The organism is Serratia sp. NPDC078593 (assembly GCF_050268245.1).
GTDB lineage: Bacteria > Pseudomonadota > Gammaproteobacteria > Enterobacterales > Enterobacteriaceae > JBNNGK01.
Window position 1 is genome coordinate 30870 of the sequence record NZ_JBNNGK010000012.1, and the last position, 17691, is coordinate 48560.

The following is a 17691-nucleotide window of genomic DNA, read 5'->3' on the forward strand; positions in this document are numbered from 1 at the left end:
CAGACGCCGAAATAGTGCGTGAAACAATCGGCCAAGCAGGGTTCACGCAATTGCGCAGTCACCCTGCCGGCGCGCTCAGGTCTCTGTTTTGGGGATGTCGATAGCGTGTGGCTGTGTTGAAATAAACGTATTACGCGCGACATTACCGATGATGTTGGTCGAGATACCATCGAACGTGCCGCCGACAATTCCACCGGCCAGCGGCACTAATTTCACCAGGTTGATACTACCCTTGGTGCCATATTTGGTGAGTAGCCGAAAACCGACGGCTTTATTAATCGTCTTGAGCACTTCGCCGGGGATTTTATTGATAACGCCTTTGGAGAGTTGCGTACCGATTTTGATCCCCGCTTCCTTGATAATATCTTTTGCAGCGTTGCCACACAGGCAGGCATAGACAAGGGTGCGAACGTTATCTGCTTTGAGATCGTAGCCACCCATATGGGCGATGGCGGCAATCATACGGATCTGAATGAACATGACACTGCTAATATTAGCCGGGATAGCTATTGGCAAGGTCATTATCCCGCCCAAACCGGAGAGAAAACCGCTGGTGCTGGCTTTGGTATTTTGCCAGCGAATTAACGCATTGACACATGCAACGGGGTCACTGCTTTTATTGTGATAGGACTCCGCCAGCGTTTGCGCGGAGTCAAGCCCGGGAACGCCATTAACGGCCTTGTCGTAAGCCCAATCCAATGCCTTCTGAATCTTTCCAACGGTAAGTGTTTTATCCGGTTCCATTTGCTGATGTCCTCTGTAACACGCCTGTACTCACAGCGAGAACAGGCGATTAGTTTCCCTGTGTACTCATGCGTCGATGACCAAACATATTGATCAATGCTGATGTGTCGTAAATGCGACCCGTACCGATCTTAACGATAGGTGTGGTGTAAAAGATAATTGGTTATACAGATCAATTAGATCGTATTGATCGCTAAAAGCGATCAACCCTCTACAAACTAAAGGGGTATTGCGGCATGGCGGTTTTTTTCGTTAGAAGATGCTTTCTGAACATCAAGGCGAACATGTCATTGGATAATTTAGACGCTGCCTTTGCAACGGGTACGTTAGATCACCGTAAATAATGAGAATACGTCATATTGATTAGCATAATTATTAATGGTTTTATTAATCGATGTTAATTGATTTTGACGCTAATAATATGGTTTTTTTATTCTCTGATTTTTATGAGAGGCGCGATTGTATAAAGTTTTCCACCCTTGCTCTTTAGCTTATTCGCTTAATGATGGAGCGATTCCAAGAGAGTGTATCTGTAAATGGTAAAATAATGGATCTCATCTAGACTGAATCACTATCCGCTTAGGGAAATAAATAATGAGTTAATTGCGATGAAATTAGCAGCCTTTAAATATAGTGCTCCTGATTCGCTTGAAGAGGCGCTGGGTATTTTATCCCAGAGTGAAGCAGGGAAAATACTTGCAGGGGGGCAAAGTTTATTGCCGCAGCTGATTTCACGGCAGCATGATTGTGATTGGCTGGTGGATATCCAAAATATTTCAGAGTTCAACACGGTTGAAAAAAAACAGGGGCATATTGCCATTGCGGCTATGACCCGGCAGCGTGATGTGGAGCTCAATTCGCGGATAAAACAACAGCACCCGTTATTGTGCCACATGCTGGGCCACATTGGTTCTATTGCGATCCGCAACCGGGGCACGGTTGTGGGGAGCCTGTGCCATGGCGCAAGTTGGGGGGAAATACCGCTGCTGTTTGTATTACTCGGAGGAAGCCTGGTTGTACAGTCGCAGCAGGGAAAAAGAGAGATTCCTGCGGATACGCTATTTATCAGCCACAACCGCACGGCTCTGGCGGCCAAAGAAATGGCGATTGCCGCTTATTTTTCCCTTCCTAACACCGAATATTATTGGGGCTATTGCGAGTACTCACAGCGTGCATACGACCGCGCACTTTGCCTGGCAGCCGTGACACTGCGTATCGATCATCGCGGCCGGTTAGCCGATGTCAGAATTGCCGTCGGGGGCGTGACGGCTATCCCGCAGCGTTGTGGTGAATTAGAAACGCGACTCACCGGTGAGATCCCGGCGCACGCTCTGGCCGTGGAGGCCGGGAGAGTGGCTGCAATACAAACTGAGGTAACGGATGACGGAAAATTGGCAACGGCATATCGCCGCCAACTGTTAAGTACGCTGGTTTGCCGCGCGCTATTACAGGCATTTTCGTCTTACTGCGATCGCTATAGCGGAGGAAACCGTGATACCAGAAACTGCTCTGCATCATGAAGCCACGGCAAATATTGTTGTTACGGTCAATGGGAACGTCGTCAATCGCACGGTGCCGGTTCGGTTGACGCTAGCGGATTTTTTACGGCGGGATTTGGCGTTGACGGGGACGCACATTGGCTGTGAGCAGGGCGATTGCGGTGCATGCACCGTGCATATTGATGGCCGTGCGGCACGTTCATGTTTGATGTTGGCGGTGCAGGCCAATAATGGCGTGGTTCAAACCATTGAGTCGGTTGCCGAGACGCAGTTACATCCGCTTCAACAGGCTTTTATCGACCAGAGGGCTTTCCAGTGCGGGTTCTGTACGCCGGGCATTGTAATGACGCTACTTGAGCAATATCAACAGCAAAACGCCATAACGTGGGATGAGACGGCGATCCGGCGTTTACTGGCGGGGCACCTTTGCCGTTGTACCGGGTATCAACAGATGGTGGAGGCGATACGTGAGGCCTTTTCTACATTGCCGGAGCCACGATCATGAACTTATCATCCAGTGCGACCACCCGGCATCACCATGAACGGTTCGTCAGAGGGCAGGGAAAGTATGTTGACGATCTGGTGTTTGCCGGCGCGTTATCGGTGGCTTTTGTACGTAGCACTGAGGCGCGCGCCCAAATAATCAAGGTTACTGTTGAGCGCGCGCAGCGTTGCCCCGGCGTGGTGGCGGTTTATCAGGCAAAAGACCTTGGTGCGCTGAATGCGCCTTTACCCCTATTGATCCCACATCCCTCAATTATCAACGGCAAAACACAGTGTCCACTGGCCGAGAGTGACGTTTACTATATTGGGCAGGCGATTGTCATGATCGTCGCTGAAAATCGCTATATTGCAGAAGATGCGGCGGCATTGGTGGACGTCGAGTATCAGCCCTTACCTTTTGTTGTCGAGTTATCGGCGGCAGGAAGGAAAGGGGCACCCCGGGTACATGCCGATGTACCTGATAATCTTGCTGCGCGTTTCACGCAGCGCAGTGGAAACTTGCCGCTGGCGAAATGTACGGCTGAACATGTGACGACGGTAACCGTTCGCATGGATCGCGCGACCGCAGCGCCGATTGAAACACGTGCCGTAGCGGCTAATTTTGATGATAAAACGGGGGAATTGACGGTTTGGGATACCGCTCAGGCGCCGATTGCGGTGAGAAATGGCTTGGCTGCTTTGCTCGATATTGAGGAACATCGGGTACGTGTTATCGCTCCTGATGTCGGCGGCGGGTTCGGGCAAAAGTTACTGTTTTTCTACCCTGATGAATTGCTGGTTCCCTTTGCCGCGATGCAATTGAACAGGCCGGTTAATTATACGGAAGACCGCCAGGAAAACTTTTTAGCCTCGTCACAGGAACGTACCCAAATTCATGCGTTGACGCTGTATGCGCGCAAAAACGGTGAAATTCTCGGGCTGTACGACAGTATTCAACATGATAGCGGGGCGTTTATGCCCTACGGTATTATTGTTGCGCACGTGAGTGCGACTTCCATTGCCGGGCCTTATCGTATACCACATCTGCAAGTGGACTGTGATGTGTTGTATACGCCAACCATGCCGGTCACGCCTTACCGGGGGTGTGGCCGCCCCCATGCCTGCTTTGCGCTTGAGCGCGCGCTCGATCAGCTTGCCAGTGAGTTGCAGCTCGACCCGATTACGATTCGAAAACGTAATTTGATTCGGGATGATGAGTTTCCCTACCGCCGCGAGGGGCTGATTTTTCAGGATGGCGCGCCCGTAGAGTTAGACAGTGGCCAATATTTATTGACCTTAGACACGCTGGCTAAGGCCGTTAATCTTGAACAGTTTCGTTCAGAGCAGGCGTTATGCCGTACCCAAGGGCGTTATCTTGGATTAGGTATTGCCTGTTATGTCGAAGGAACCGGGATTGGTCCTTATGAAGGGGCGCGGGTGAAGATTCACCCTATCAGCGGTAATATTTTTGTTTCTACCGGGGTGACGTGTCAGGGGCAAGACCATCAACGCTTGTTCGCACACATTGTAGCGGAGCAACTGGGTGTCCCTCAGGAGCGGGTCATTGTTCTAGGGGGCGATACGCAGGCGTTTGATTTGGGCGGAGGAACTTACGCCAGCCGAAGTGCCGTTGTTGCTGGGAATGCAGTCTACCAAGCGGCATGTCAGGTTCGCGAAAAAATACGGCATAGCGCTGCGCAACTATTCGGTGTTTCGGTGGATGAGATTATTTTGGAGGACGGTAGGGTTGGTCAACGTGATGGCCAGCTAACGATGCCTTTAGCCGCTATTGCGACCTTGGCGAATCCGCTGCGTTACGCCTTTAATGATACCGCGAAGATTGCCACCCAATTCGTGAGCCCAAATCGACAAGGGCCGGCGCTGGCGCAAGGGCAAAAACCGGGCATGGAAAGCCGTGCATTTTTTAGCCCTTCTCACGCCTGTTGGGGGTTTGGTGCGCATGCAGTGATAGTGGAGGTCGACCCGCTAACCGGGCGAACCACGCTGTTACGCTATCTCTGCATTCACGACTGTGGCCGTGTTATCAATCAAGATACCGTGCGTGGTCAAATCCTCGGGGGTATTGCCCAGGGCATCGGCGGAGCACTGTATGAGTCATTGGGCATTAATGAGCAGGGTGAGGTGCAAAACAGAACCTTTTCGCAATTTTTAATGCCCTACGCGGCCGATGTGCCTGCCGTTGAGTTACTGCATGTGGAAACACCCAGCCCACTGAACCCCCTCGGGGTGAAAGGCGTAGGTGAGGCTGGCTGTATTCCGGTCAGCGCCGCCATAGCCAGCGCTATCGATGATGCCCTTACCCCCTTGAAAGCCTCGCCGGTTCGTCATTCACCCATGCCTGCGCATTACATTTATCAACGGATTACAGCACAGTAAGGGCTGTCTTTACCCTACCGCCGCGATCGTTTTCTTCCGGGCGGCGGCGGGCGTAAACATTCACACTGCCGTGGCGGAAGCCGGTTGGTCGATAGGATCTACGCCAACGTAAGAGACGAAACGGTGATTAGGATCATATTGATGGCGTACCTGCTGCAGTTTCTCCCATTTTGGCGGCGAGAAGCCTAAGCGGGCAGCGTCGGGGAAGAGATTGAAATCGACCTCATTCATATAATAAGTGTTGATGTCTGGCTTCAGCGCAGCATGGAGTTCTAGCGCTAATTGCTCATTCTTCTTCACCTCTTCGGGCGTTTCGCTAACCAGATACCAAGAGATATAGTGAGGTGCGCCGTAGGTATAGCAGGCGGGCTCATCGACGATAGGGTTGCACGCAATCACGGAAAAACCGAATGATAATGGGTTGCAGGCTTTTGTATTCAACGTGTCGATGGTTGTGCGTAGACAACGGCCCGGGTTTTCGGTGAAAAAGGCCAGCTCGGTGGTTCTTAAAATGCTATATGCATCCGTGCTGCCGAGTTGTGCATATAATTGCTGATAGCTTAGTGGTTTATTGCGTGAGAACTGGAAAGCTTCTTCTTTCAGGAAAGGGCTTTCTGTGAATAGCGATGCCGCTTCGCGTGCTTTAGCCTCTGTCGCAGCATAGGAATACAACATTAATACCCAATGCCATTTTTTTTCGGCATCAGGCGTACCGGGCGGCGAAAAGAGCCCCAGCGACCCCAGGATCTCTGTCCGATTCTGGCTTTGCGGTGCTAATCGCAACATCTCTTCTACTCCATCCTCCACTTTTTCTACCGGCACATAGTAGATATTTTGAATAACTTTTGGGCTGTCATAGACACGTAACTTATAGCGCAAAATGATCGCAAAAAAAGCAGGGCCTGCGCCCCGTGCCGCCCAGTATAAATCTGGGTTCTGTCTCTCGGAGGCGATCACCTTGCTGCCGTCAGCGAGTATTGCCTCCAGTTCCAGTATCGAGTTACTGGCCATTCCCCAAGACGGCATATTCCAGCCCATACCGCCGCCGAGCAGGTAGCCACCCAGGCTGACAAACCCCGTGTGCGCGGAGGGAAAGGCCAGATTGTGTTGCGATAACGCTTCATTGAGCCGTTCGCTAAACACCCCCGGCCCAGCCCAAACGGTCTTTTCCTCCGGATTGATGCTGATTTCATGGAACTTAGACATATCAATCGTCATCGCGCCTGCGCGCAGCGGAGAGGCGGTGATATTGTGACCGGAGCTGCGCATGGTGATGCGTAGATTAGCCTTATTGGCGTATTCGATGGCTAGGCGAACATCATCTTCATCAATAGGTTGAACGATCAGCCAAGGAAAACGCTGTGGCTTATGCTTATACCAACTCATCCCCCAGAACCAATCCATATACAGTGGATCGTTGCGCGTAATAATTGTTCCCTTAAAGGCGGTAAGCTCGGGAATGGTGCGTGCGGCCGTATGTGCTTTAGCAAAACCGGTGCGCAGTAAACCTGTCGCAGTCAGCGCTACGGCGCTGGCCATCTGAATGAATCGCCGCCGTGAAGTGGTCAGAAGTGTCATTGCGTTAACCCTCCCTCAGGACGAAGCTGGCTAAAGTAATGGGCGAGCGACGAAATATCATCATCGGTAAGTTGTTGAGTCATCAGGTACATCATGTCATTTTGACGCTGGCCTGATCGGAAGGCGCGCAGTGAATTGCGTAAGTAAAGTTCATTTTGATTCGCCAAGGTCGGCCATTCTGGATTTTCGGCGACGGCAGCCGGGCCATGACACGTCATACATTCGCCTACCTGTTTGGGTATTGAATCAGGCGATAGTTTGGTATTGGCTTGAGCCGCGTTGATCGACAAACTGGCAACGATACAGAACACTGCATACAGACTGGCGGTGGGTTTTAGCATTAAGGCATAACGGGGTTTATTCATCATGAAATTAATCCTTTTTGGCGGGTAGGTTTTCCCGGGCGGCAGAAACCTGAGAGGCTATTACAGCGGAGGCCTTGTTACCCCATGAGGAACGAATAAATGTCAGCGTATTGGCAATTTCTTGGTCATACAGCCGGGTGGCATAAGACGGCATAAAGTAGCGAACGGCTTGGTTATCCTGCGTTGCGGCTTGATGGCTGCCTGCAAGCACGATTTGGATGAGCCCAGAGGCGTCAGGATTCATCGTTGCGGGGTTGAGCGCGAGGGCCGGATATCGGTTGGCAGAGCCTAAACCATTAGCCAAATGACACGCGGCGCAGTTTTTTTGGTACAACTCGGCACCCGGAGTGGTGAATTTCCGCTGCGAAAGCAGTTTGAAGGTATTTCCCCCATCGTAATAGGACGGTGATTCTTCGCGATAGGGGGCCAAACTCTTGAGATAATCCGCCATTGCGGCGAGATCGGCGTCGGTCATGTACTGTGTCGAATTAACGACAACCTCAGACATCGGGCCAAATGTCGCCATGCTGCCGTGGTGCCCAGACTTAAGGACGCCAATCAGTGCTTGCGGTTTGATGTTGCCCAAGCCTGACGACACTTCCCCTCGCAGGCTCGGTGTTGCATAACCATCGATAACCTGACCACCGGAAAGATAGACCAAACCGTTTTGATTATTGCTGAGTGCTTTCTCATTCATCGTTAACGCGTTGCGCGGCGTATGGCAGGCACCACAGTGGCCTAACCCTTCAACATAATAGGCGCCGAGAGCAATGCCACCGGATGGTGGTTCGGGCAAGGGTTCAGGAACCGTTGGGCCAAACAACCAGCGCCAATAGGTTAATGGCCAACGGATCGATAGCGGCCATGGTATGGAGTTAGCCGGGCTGGCTTGGGCTACGGCAGGAACGCCTTTCATAAAGTACGCATAGAGCGCTTGCATATCTGATTCGGCAATATTGCGGTAAGACGGCCAAGGCATCGACGGATAGAGGGTTGTTCCATCGCGCGCGACACCGTGGCGCAGGGCGCGGGCAAATTCACCATAGGTATATTTGCCAATGCCGTACTGTAAATCAGGGGTGATATTCGGGGGAACCATACCGCCGATCGGCGACAAGATCGGTGCGCCACCGGCGAACTCAGGGGCACCTGTTTTACTGTGGCAGGCTACACAGTCGCCGACTCGCGCTAGGTATGCGCCGCGCTCAATGTTTTGTTGATTAAACGTGACGTGTGATTCTTTTTTTGCGGGTAGGGGAAGGACGAGCGTGGCTCCCCAAGCGGCCAAGAGCAGTACCGCACCGGTGCCGACAAGCCATCCTATCCATCTATGCTTATTACTTGAGTGCTTTTTATTCGCATCATTATTCATCTTATCGTGCCTTTTTTAACATGACGGCTGGCGCGAATACACGCTAGCGAAACGCAGCTTCTGGCTGATAACCGGAAAGTATTTTATCTGTTTAAAATCAATATATTGATGTGTTTTTTGTTGGTGTGGCAAATGCATTTATTCTCTAACGATAAAATTAGTTTTTCATAAAACAGTTTGATATACAACATTTGGTGGAGTATTTACCGAGAATCGAGCCGGTAACGTTGATTAAAGGGGAGTGGATGTTGTGGGTTCATCAAGCGAGGCGGTTGCGGCGAAGGGAGCGATTCATATGCAATTTTTTCAAAACCGCTTGTGATGGCGGGCAAACGCGGTATTAGCTTGCGTCTGAAAGCGGTGACAGCATGACACGCATGTCAGGATAAGCGTGCCGGGCTTACCAATGTAAGCCATAAAATATTAGCGTAAAGAAACTGGCAAGCAGGGAATTTTCGCGTGCTAAAAAGTGAGAAAGGTGGGTTCTGTTGCCATAATGGCAGGCGTAATGGCTATTGCTCAGAGTATGGCGAATATGGGCGGGTTTCATCACCACAAATCCCGCCGTGCCATTTCTCGTTATTCAACTCAAGCGCTATACAGCGATAGGCAGATCGCTATCCTCTAGGTTTTCTGCGCGAGCGTCGCGATCCGATTGAGATAATCCAGCAACGCGGATTTTTCATCGGGGGTGAACAATGTCGATAATGCTTGTTCTTGTTCTTTTCCGACCCGTTCTAATGACTTCAACATCGCTTCGCCCTTAGGCGTCAATGTTAATGAGTAAGTACGTTGATTATCAGGGCGCCGCTTCCGCAACAACAGTTCTTCTTTACTTAAGCGCTGTAACAGTGGCGTCAGCGTTGATTTATCACGGCCAATCGCATGGCCTAATTCGGTTTGATTACATCCGGGGTTCTCTGCAATCACCGTTAAGGCAGTAAAGTGGCCGGGATGCAGGAAGGAAAATTCCCGCAAATTATCTTTATAGTGTTGAAAGCAAAGCTCTTGGGCGATACGTAACCGATGAGCAATAGCATCGCTGAGCCAACCCAGCTTCAATGATGTATTTACCGGGTCGTTTTGGCTGCTCTCGGGCGAGGTAATTCTTTTTTTTGACGTAACTGCATCATGACTCATCGTTAATTCACCCTGTCTGGGTCGTGTAAGTTATTGGTTAACCTTAGATACGCTGAACCTTGTTAAAGGCGAGCTAACCTATGACCATCGGTGAAAACTGTACCACGCAACACAGTTTTGAACAAAACAGTTCAGTTATGGTTAATAACTTAAATATCAACAAATTATGTATTTTACTGCCTGTTATGTGAACATCGGCGTGACTATTATTTTACCGTTTGGTGCATCTTAGCTGAGGTTAGGTGCGGATGAACGTCGCAAATGCGTCCGATCGTGCCAGAATTCTGACGCTTACTGGGTTGAGAGAGCGCTTACGGTTGACGAAGTTGTTGATTAAAAACGGCAAATATATTTCTTTTTAATCTATTGTTAACAGGTTTAACATGTCACCACTTTGTTCAAAATGATAATAATTATTTCAAACGTTAAATGGCATTACTGATGAAACCAATAGATATGAAAATCGCGCTGACGTCGGTGTGGATGGCACCGATGTTTTTTCCGGTTGCTGTCAATGCGGCGTCTGACAGCACAACAGAAGAATCGGTTATGGTGGTTTCAGCCAAGCGTAACGGCCTTTCTGAGTTAAGTACCCCAGCAGCGGTAAGCGTGGTCACCGGGGAGCAGATCCGTGATGCTAAACCGCAAATCAATCTTTCAGAAAGCTTTGCTAGCGTACCTGGCTTGCAAATTCAGAATCGTCAGAACTATGCGCAAGATTTACAACTGTCGGTGCGTGGTTTCGGTGCACGTTCAACTTACGGCGTTCGCGGCGTGCGAATTTATGTCGATGGTATACCGGCGACCATGCCTGATGGGCAAGGGCAAACGTCGAATATCGATCTTAATTCGGTCGAGAAGGTCGAGGTGCTGCGCGGGCCTTTTTCTGCTCTGTACGGTAATGCGTCTGGCGGGATGCTGAACGTCGAAACGCAGACGGGGCGGCAGCCAAATCAGGTTGAAGCGGGAATGTATAGCGGCAGCGACGGTATGTGGCGTTATGGCGTGAAAGCCACTGGCGCAACTGGGACGGGTACAGAGGCGGGGGATGTGAATTACGCCGTATCCGCCACCCGTTTTTCCACCCAGGGGTATCGCGATCATAGCGGGGCGCGCAAGAACCTGGGCAATGCCAAGTTAGGCGTGCAGATTGACGATGCGAGCACGCTGACGTTGTTGTTCAACAGTGTGGAGATCAAGGCTAACGATCCCGGTGGCCTGAGTAACGACGAATGGCGTGACAATCCGCGGCAATCACCGCGTGCCGAACAATACAACACGCGTAAAACCATTTCGCAGACGCAGGTGGGGTTGCGCTATCAGCGCCAGTTGAGTGCGGATGACGATCTGAGCATGATGATGTATGCCGGAGAGCGCGAAACTACGCAGTATCAATCGATTCCGGTGGCGGTGCAACAACGCAGTGAGCAGCAACCGGGAGGGGTGATCCAACTTGCGCGCCATTATGAGGGTATCGATACGCGTTGGACGCACCGGGGGCAATTAGCGGCGGTGCCGTATACCCTGACTGGCGGACTAAATTATGAATCGCTGCGAGAAAACCGTAAAGGTTATGAGAACTTCACTACGGTCAATGGCAACAATCAATTGGGGACGAAAGGGCGTTTACGTCGTGACGAACGCAATCTGATGTGGAATGTGGATCCCTATCTGCAAACATCGTGGCAACTGTCTCAGCGCTTGACGATGGACGCGGGCGTGCGTTTCAGTACCGTAAACTTTGATGTCAACGATCGCTATATTACCGCAGGCAATGGCGATGACAGCGGTAGTACGCGCTATCATCAGTGGTTGCCTGCCGGTTCGTTACGTTACGCGGTGAGCGAGGGATGGAACCTGTATTTGTCCGCTGGACGTGGCTTTGAAACACCGACCATCAACGAACTCTCCTATCGCCCAGACGGGGTGGCGGGGATGAATTTCGGCCTACAGCCAGCGACCAGCGATTCGATCGAGGTGGGCAGCAAGACGCGCATCGGTAACGGATTATTGACCGCGGCGCTGTTCCAAACCGACACCCAAAACGAGATTGTGGTGGCTGAGAGCCGCAACGGGCGTAGCAGCTACAAAAATGCCGGGCAAACCCGCCGCCGGGGTCTGGAGTTGGCGCTCGATCAGCAGTTTGGTGAGGCATGGCAAATGAAAATGGCCTGGACGCTGTTAGACGCACGTTATCGCAATGATATTTGCGGTAATAGTCAGTGTTCGGCCGACAAAATCATTCCGAGTGGCAACCGCATGCCCGGTATTGCACGTAACATGGGTTACGCTTCACTCGCGTGGTCGCCACCGGAAGGGTGGTATGCCGGTGCGGATGTGCGCTACATGAGTGACATCCAGGTAAACGATCAGAACAGCCAGCAGGCACCTGCTTACACGACGGTAGGGTTGGATACCGGCTACCGTTATCCCGTGGGTAATTGGTTAGTTAACGTATTCGGGCGCGTGGATAATCTCTTAGATCGTGAATATGTTGGCTCGGTCATCGTTAACGAGGGTAACGGCCGGTACTACGAACCGGCACCAGGCAGAAACTGGGGGGCGGGTGTCAGCCTTTCTTATTCCTTTGACTGATAGCCTACGGTTATTTTAAAGCATCACATTAGCTTCAAGCGGGGAGTTCCGCTTGAAGCTACGGGCAAATCCTTATCCATGTCCACTGTTACATTCGCCAATATAATAACCGAGTGGTACGGGTTGAACGTGTTTCCCCCTTCGAACTCAGTTAAATGATGATATTGTCATTAATCTCAAACGGGTTTTACCTGTTGTCAAAGCAGATTAATTTTTAATCGATAAATATAAGTGTCATCAAGGGGATTTTAATGTAATAGTTTGTTATTAAATGATAAAAAACTAATCGCGTTCATCGGTAAGTGACGATATGGCGAGAAATACAATCAGTAAAAAACAAAAATAATTAAAATTTTTACATTATGGCAACACGAAAACGCTAAATGTCATTATACTGTCATCATTAGGCGGTAGTTTTCACACGGTGCACAGCAGAGGCTGTAAATAACACTGCGGGGATCGCTAATGGTAAAGTCCTTGTTTGGGCTGCAAAGTAACAATGATGTCCTCTCTCTGAATTCTCGTTATAACGAGGGTGCACGCTTCGACTCTCTTTTTCTCATTCTTTCTCATTATGTCAACGTTCTCACTTCATACCTGAATCAATCTCTTTGCGCTCGTCCACCTAGTGAAACGTGGCACAACAATGCTGCCTTGGATTCACTTTATTTATTGGCTTATGCTGGCTTGAAGGAGGCCAAAACCTGATACGTGTGTGAAACATTAATCGCGCGGCAATACCGCTGCGGTGGGTGAAACAAACTGTAAGGTGCCACTATGGGAAGACAGAAAGCAGTGATCAAAGCACGTCGTGAAGCGAAACGCGTTATTCGTCGTGACGCTCGTAGTCATCGCCAGCTTGAAGAAGAGTCCGTAACCTCGCTGGTACAAATGGGTGGTGTTGAGTCTATCGGCATGGCGCGAGACAAGCGCGATAGCTCCCCCATCGAGGCGCGAACCGAAGCTCAGGGTCATTACTTATTAGCCATAGAGAATAAGCAGTTAATCTTTGCCACCGGCGAAGCCGGATGTGGCAAAACCTTCATCAGCGCGGCAAAAGCGGCAGATGCCCTGATTCATAAAGAAGTGGATCGGATTATCGTCACGCGGCCTGTTTTACAGGCAGATGAGGATCTGGGGTTCTTACCGGGTGATATTTCCGAGAAGTTTGCCCCTTATTTCCGGCCGGTGTACGACATCTTGCAACGCCGCCTGGGATCATCATTCTTGCAATATTGCCTGCGGCCTGAAATTGGCAAGGTAGAAATTGCACCGTTCGCCTACATGCGTGGACGTACGTTTGAAAATGCGGTGGTTATTCTGGACGAAGCGCAGAATGTAACGGCCAGCCAAATGAAGATGTTCCTGACCCGTTTGGGCGAGAACGTCACGGTGATCGTCAACGGGGATATCACGCAGTGTGATTTACCACGCGGGGTGACATCCGGTCTGAGCGACGCGATGGCGCGTTTTGAAGAGGACGAGATGATCGGTATTATCCGCTTTGAAAAACAAGACTGCGTACGCTCGTTACTCTGCCAGCGTACGCTCAATGCTTACAGTTAATTTCCCAACCGTGTATTAAAAAGGGCGCACCGGATGCGCCCTGAGTTTATTTGAGGCCGGCCAGCCTCAGGCGAATATCGTCATCATATACGCTGCGAATAACGCAAGATGGGCGGTGCCGTTAAGCACATTGGTTCGGCCGGTGGCGAATGAAATCTGGCAAAGAATCAATACCGTCAACATAACCACCATGTGCGGCGCCTGTAGGCCGAAAATTAGCGTTTGCCCGGTTAGGGTGGCGATGAGGGTTACCGCGGGCACCGTCAGAGAAATAGTCGCCAAAACAGAACCGAAAAACAGGTTCATCGCGCGCTGAACCTGATTATTTAACACCGCACGTAGTGCGCCAAGTGCTTCTGGTGACAGAATTAACAATGCCACCAAGAAGCCGGTAAACTGAGTTGGCGCATTCAGTTCGGTCAGCAGGCCTTCTAAAGGACCGGCATTGAATTTTGTCACCGCGATGACCGCGATTAAATGGACGATCAACCAGGCGGCATGCCATAGGCTGCTGTGTGACGAAGGCTTACCGTGATGGGGATCGCCATCGTCGTCTTCATGTTCGTAAACAAACAGGCTCTGGTGCGTTTTGGTCTGGATCAGCAGGAATACGCCGTACATGGCGGCAGAGATCGCGGCGACCAGCAGCGATTGCCCAACGCTAAAGTTACCGCCCGGCAACGCACTGGGTAACACCAGCACGATGACGGCCAGCGGGAAAATCGCAATCAGATATTGTTTGATGCCACCCAGATTCACGTATTGCGTTGCAAACTTACGCCCACCGAGCAGCAATGCAAAACCAACCAGCCCGCCGGTAACGATCATAATGATAGAGTAGAGTGTGTCGCGCATCAGCGCCGGAGCCGCATCACCGGTAGCCATCAAGGCAGAGATCAGGCTCACTTCAAGGATGACGACGGATAGGCTGAGGATTAGCGAGCCATACGGTTCACCAAAACGGTGTGCTAAGACATCGGCGTGGCGTACCACGCTGAACGCACTGCTCAGGATACCGATCAACGCAATAATGTTAATGCCAACGATTAACGAGAAATGGTTGGTGCTGCTCCACAGGTTGAGTACCACCAGAGCAACGATAGGTAACAGTAAAGAATACTCAGTGTGGCGGGATTTAGATCGGCCAGGATCGTGCTGCGACTTCATTTGCGTGCGTCTCCTTTCTTAAATTGCGGCTCCCGGCCGCAGCGTTCGTCTGGGCAGCCAGCTGCGCTGCCTATCCAAAACGTCATTAATATCAGATATAACTTGTGGATTGTACGTTGGAGTAGGGACGTTTATCGTAAAACAAGGAATTGCTTTATGTGACAAGGTTAACAAAAAAACCGCAATCAATGCGGCTTTTTTTACTTACTTTTACGCAACTAAGATGATTTTTATCTGATGTCGATTGAAAACAACACTTAGCAACATATTCTACTGTTAATTTGGTGGGTTATGATTTTCATGAATCAATATTATCCATAATTTCATGCCGTTTTTCATGATAACCTTCTTCATTTAGGCCATCACGCCAGTAAGGTACGGCATATAACTGATTACGTTCACATTGTCTTTCGCGACGCAAATAACGACGCAGGTTGACCACCAGTTGATCTTCACCGGCCAGCCAAAAATAAGTTTGTTCTTGCGGCAATGGCAGCGAACAGAATTGGGTGATTAATTCTTGCGTTTTATCGGTTCCGCCGATGATCCAGCTTAGCTCGAATCCCGCGGGTTTCTTGAGATCGATCGCATCGGCGCGACTGTCAACGCGGATAAATGCGTGGCCGGCTGCGTGTGGCGATAAATTTTCTAGCAACGCAGCAATCGCGGGCAACGAGGAGGGATCGCCGGCCAGGCAGTAAAAATCGGCTGCTGGTAGCATGGGCTTTGGCCCGCCAGGATTGCTGATACCAATCATATCGCCAACTTGGGCATTTCGGGCGAAATTCACGGCCGGGCCGTGGTGATCGTGTAACGCAAATTCGATATCAATTTCCCCCAGCTCTGGACGCACCGCGCGTACTGAATAGGTTCTTACCAATGGGCGAATGGCTGCGGGATGCCAAACCGGTCCGTTTTCGGTCAGGCGCGGTAAGTCCGGTTGTACTTGCCCTGCTTGTGGCAGGAAGATCTTGATGTGCGCGGCGGCGGCATTAGCCGGGTAATACTTCAAATCTTCAGCGTGGAAAGTGATGCGACGCAGATGTGGCGTGATATCACGTAGGCTGACGACGGCAATCAGATAAGGTGCGCGGCTGCGTGGGACTTCAGTGGTCACGATATTCTCCCGTTCTGGTTTTAAACGCAGTATATCACGATGATTGATAATGAGAATCGTTTGCCTATTTAAAGCTGGGTTGAGGCAATCAGCGGGTAAGATTGACATGCGATGCCTTGAGGTGTCTTTATTAACTCTGCGTTCAGGGGCGCGCATTCTTTGCGAATGGCTGCCCCTGATATTAATTTCGCTATACCATCAGCTTTGGCAGCCCATCAGTTCGGGCAATACGCCAGGTTTTTGTTTCAAGCTGTTTTGCACATCATCCGGCAAACCTGCCCACAAAATTAATCCCGTGCGTTTCTCCACTTCACTCACCGTGACGCGAAATTGGCAAAAGTCAGCACCGCGTGGGGTGCTTTGATCGAAGATAAAGGCGGCGTAATGGTTAACCGCCGGACTGTTATTGATAAAAATGACCTTCCAGTAGCCGCTGGGCAGGGTATGGTTTTTCGTGGTGCCCGGCAGTTTATCCATAGTGTGCTCATACAACGGTCCGGTGACGGTATACACCGAACTAATGTCCGCACGGGCAATCAACTTACGCTCCTGCTCTTCCAGCATCGCCCACGCTCCTTGATTGAGTTCAGATTTTTGCGGTGTGATATTGGAAAGGTAATTCAAAGATTCCCAATCGGAGACATTGGCCAATGACGCTAAAGGAGCCTGATGGCCACGATCAACCTGCAATGCGGCGTTGGCGCCTTTATAGTCCGCAGGTTCGAGCGTTTCTGCCGGGCTTAGCTCCGGATCGGTGCGCCAGTTACGTTTTTTGCCGCTGGCAAGCGTATCCTTAGTGATGTGGTAGGCCACCCAGTTAGCAAATTTGGTGTTGCTGTTGTTATTCAGCGTATAAGCATGCCTGACAATCGACACATTGGAGCTGCCACCCGTCGGGCAGCCGACCGCACAGTTATCGATGGACGCCAAGGTATCGGCGGAAACCTGTGTTGCCAATAGCAGCGTGGCGAATGTAATGATTTTAGTGAAATGCATAGTGGTATCCTCAATAAGTTAATACTGTATTTATTTACAGTAAATTGAACTTATCGCAGCAATACGGATACAACAATGCAACATATTCGTGTGGTGGATACGTAAGATGATATGTATTCATGGTTTGAGTTTTTAATAAAACACGGATGGTTTTCGTGCGCTGCTTTATCGTCGTGCCACGCCCCTACGGTACATCGATGCCGCGCTCGTACAGCCCACAGATATCCTGTTCGACGTAGTGGCCGGGCATACCCGGCCTGCTGTAATGCACATGCCGCATTGTGACAGCGGGCGCGGCATGCCACGCCCCTGCGGTACATCGATGCCGCGTTCGTACAACCCACAGATATCCTGTTCAGCGTAGTGGCCGGGCATACCCGGCCTGCTGTAATGCACATGCCGCATTGTGACAGCGGGCGCGGCATGCCACGCCCCAACGGTACATCGATGCCGCGTTCGTACAACCCACAGATATCCTGTTCAGCGTAGTGGCCGGGCATACCCGGCCTGCTGTAATGCACATGCCGCATCGTGACAGCGGGCGCGGCGTGCCACGCCCCAACGGTACATCGATGCCGCGCTCGTACAACCCACAGATATCCTGTTCAGCGTAGTGGCCGGGCATGCCCGGCCTGCTGTAATGCACATACCGTATCGTAACAATGGGCGTGG

Annotated in this window: 13 protein-coding genes and 1 pseudogene; 5 read left to right on the forward strand and 9 right to left on the reverse strand. The window is 50.8% G+C overall.

Going from position 1 to position 17691, the window contains the following annotated elements; all coding sequences use genetic code 11:
* Window positions 1-75: 75 nt before the first annotated feature.
* Window positions 76-744 (reverse strand): EcsC family protein, encoded by a 669-nt coding sequence (locus tag ACQKDS_RS14085; RefSeq protein WP_399673259.1) that lies wholly within the window; start codon window positions 742-744, stop codon window positions 76-78.
* Between the two features lie 608 nt (window positions 745-1352).
* On the opposite strand from ACQKDS_RS14085, the gene ACQKDS_RS14090 reads away from it, so the two are divergent.
* Genes ACQKDS_RS14090 through ACQKDS_RS14100 form a run of 3 tightly spaced genes read left to right on the forward strand, consistent with a single transcriptional unit; the run spans window position 1353 to window position 5123 of the window.
* The gene (locus tag ACQKDS_RS14090; protein WP_399673257.1) at window positions 1353-2264 is read left to right on the forward strand and encodes an FAD binding domain-containing protein; all 912 of its coding nucleotides are present in this window, start codon (window positions 1353-1355) and stop codon (window positions 2262-2264) included.
* Window positions 2236-2748, forward strand: coding sequence for a (2Fe-2S)-binding protein (locus tag ACQKDS_RS14095; RefSeq protein WP_399673255.1), 513 nt, complete (start codon window positions 2236-2238; stop codon window positions 2746-2748). Before ACQKDS_RS14090 ends, ACQKDS_RS14095 begins: the two co-directional genes overlap by 29 nt.
* On the forward strand, window positions 2745-5123 hold the full coding sequence (locus tag ACQKDS_RS14100; protein WP_399673253.1) for a molybdopterin cofactor-binding domain-containing protein: 2379 nt from the start codon (window positions 2745-2747) through the stop codon (window positions 5121-5123). Before ACQKDS_RS14095 ends, ACQKDS_RS14100 begins: the two co-directional genes overlap by 4 nt.
* A gap of 60 nt (window positions 5124-5183) precedes the next feature.
* Here the strand turns inward: ACQKDS_RS14100 and ACQKDS_RS14105 are convergent, their stop codons facing one another.
* From ACQKDS_RS14105 to ACQKDS_RS14120, 4 genes are all read right to left on the reverse strand, one after another.
* Window positions 5184-6701: an FAD-binding oxidoreductase gene (locus ACQKDS_RS14105; protein WP_399673251.1), complete on the reverse strand. Its 1518-nt coding sequence runs from the start codon at window positions 6699-6701 to the stop codon at window positions 5184-5186.
* The gene (locus tag ACQKDS_RS14110; protein ID WP_399673249.1) at window positions 6698-7069 is read right to left on the reverse strand and encodes a c-type cytochrome; all 372 of its coding nucleotides are present in this window, start codon (window positions 7067-7069) and stop codon (window positions 6698-6700) included. Before ACQKDS_RS14110 ends, ACQKDS_RS14105 begins: the two co-directional genes overlap by 4 nt.
* Before the next feature lie 4 nt (window positions 7070-7073).
* Window positions 7074-8438, reverse strand: a complete 1365-nt coding sequence (locus ACQKDS_RS14115) for a c-type cytochrome (RefSeq protein ID WP_399673247.1) — start codon at window positions 8436-8438, stop codon at window positions 7074-7076.
* 624 nt (window positions 8439-9062) lie between these two features.
* Window positions 9063-9578 carry a MarR family winged helix-turn-helix transcriptional regulator gene (locus ACQKDS_RS14120; RefSeq protein ID WP_399673244.1) on the reverse strand — a complete coding sequence of 172 codons (516 nt, stop codon included), beginning with the start codon at window positions 9576-9578 and terminating at the stop codon, window positions 9063-9065.
* 549 nt (window positions 9579-10127) lie between these two features.
* Here ACQKDS_RS14120 and pqqU point away from each other — a divergent pair.
* Together pqqU and phoH are read left to right on the forward strand one after the other, a co-directional pair.
* Window positions 10128-12173 (forward strand): annotated as a pseudogene (gene pqqU / locus ACQKDS_RS14125) (TonB-dependent receptor PqqU); the annotation flags it as partial.
* 777 nt (window positions 12174-12950) lie between these two features.
* A complete protein-coding gene (gene phoH, locus ACQKDS_RS14130) occupies window positions 12951-13739 on the forward strand; it encodes a phosphate starvation-inducible protein PhoH (protein ID WP_399673242.1) in 789 nt (262 codons plus the stop codon).
* A 66-nt stretch (window positions 13740-13805) separates the two neighbouring features.
* On the opposite strand, the gene chaA is transcribed toward phoH, so the two are convergent.
* The 4 genes from chaA to ACQKDS_RS14150 all read right to left on the reverse strand — a co-directional run bounded on the left by chaA (window position 13806) and on the right by ACQKDS_RS14150 (window position 17644).
* Window positions 13806-14906 (reverse strand): sodium-potassium/proton antiporter ChaA, encoded by a 1101-nt coding sequence (gene chaA / locus ACQKDS_RS14135; protein WP_399673240.1) that lies wholly within the window; start codon window positions 14904-14906, stop codon window positions 13806-13808.
* Window positions 14907-15204: 298 nt separating this feature from the next.
* Window positions 15205-16023: a siderophore-interacting protein gene (locus ACQKDS_RS14140; protein WP_399673238.1), complete on the reverse strand. Its 819-nt coding sequence runs from the start codon at window positions 16021-16023 to the stop codon at window positions 15205-15207.
* A 198-nt stretch (window positions 16024-16221) separates the two neighbouring features.
* A complete protein-coding gene (locus tag ACQKDS_RS14145; protein ID WP_399673236.1) occupies window positions 16222-17019 on the reverse strand; it encodes a DNA/RNA non-specific endonuclease in 798 nt (265 codons plus the stop codon).
* 355 nt (window positions 17020-17374) lie between these two features.
* Complete coding sequence (locus ACQKDS_RS14150) at window positions 17375-17644, reverse strand: hypothetical protein (RefSeq protein ID WP_427622611.1); 270 nt, start codon at window positions 17642-17644, stop codon at window positions 17375-17377.
* Between the last annotated feature and the right edge of the window lie 47 nt (window positions 17645-17691).

What these genes read in the sequence shown, in the direction of transcription:
- ACQKDS_RS14085 (WP_399673259.1), bottom strand. Translation starts at nt 744, where the DNA reads ATGGAACCGGATAAAACACTTACCGTTGGAAAGATTCAGAAGGCATTG.
- ACQKDS_RS14090 (WP_399673257.1), top strand. Translation starts at nt 1,353, where the DNA reads ATGAAATTAGCAGCCTTTAAATATAGTGCTCCTGATTCGCTTGAAGAG.
- ACQKDS_RS14100 (WP_399673253.1), top strand. Translation starts at nt 2,745, where the DNA reads ATGAACTTATCATCCAGTGCGACCACCCGGCATCACCATGAACGGTTC.
- ACQKDS_RS14105 (WP_399673251.1), bottom strand. Translation starts at nt 6,701, where the DNA reads ATGACACTTCTGACCACTTCACGGCGGCGATTCATTCAGATGGCCAGC.
- ACQKDS_RS14110 (WP_399673249.1), bottom strand. Translation starts at nt 7,069, where the DNA reads ATGATGAATAAACCCCGTTATGCCTTAATGCTAAAACCCACCGCCAGT.
- ACQKDS_RS14115 (WP_399673247.1), bottom strand. Translation starts at nt 8,438, where the DNA reads ATGAATAATGATGCGAATAAAAAGCACTCAAGTAATAAGCATAGATGG.
- ACQKDS_RS14120 (WP_399673244.1), bottom strand. Translation starts at nt 9,578, where the DNA reads ATGAGTCATGATGCAGTTACGTCAAAAAAAAGAATTACCTCGCCCGAG.
- phoH (WP_399673242.1), top strand. Translation starts at nt 12,951, where the DNA reads ATGGGAAGACAGAAAGCAGTGATCAAAGCACGTCGTGAAGCGAAACGC.
- chaA (WP_399673240.1), bottom strand. Translation starts at nt 14,906, where the DNA reads ATGAAGTCGCAGCACGATCCTGGCCGATCTAAATCCCGCCACACTGAG.
- ACQKDS_RS14145 (WP_399673236.1), bottom strand. Translation starts at nt 17,019, where the DNA reads ATGCATTTCACTAAAATCATTACATTCGCCACGCTGCTATTGGCAACA.
- ACQKDS_RS14150 (WP_427622611.1), bottom strand. Translation starts at nt 17,644, where the DNA reads ATGCCCGGCCACTACGCTGAACAGGATATCTGTGGGTTGTACGAGCGC.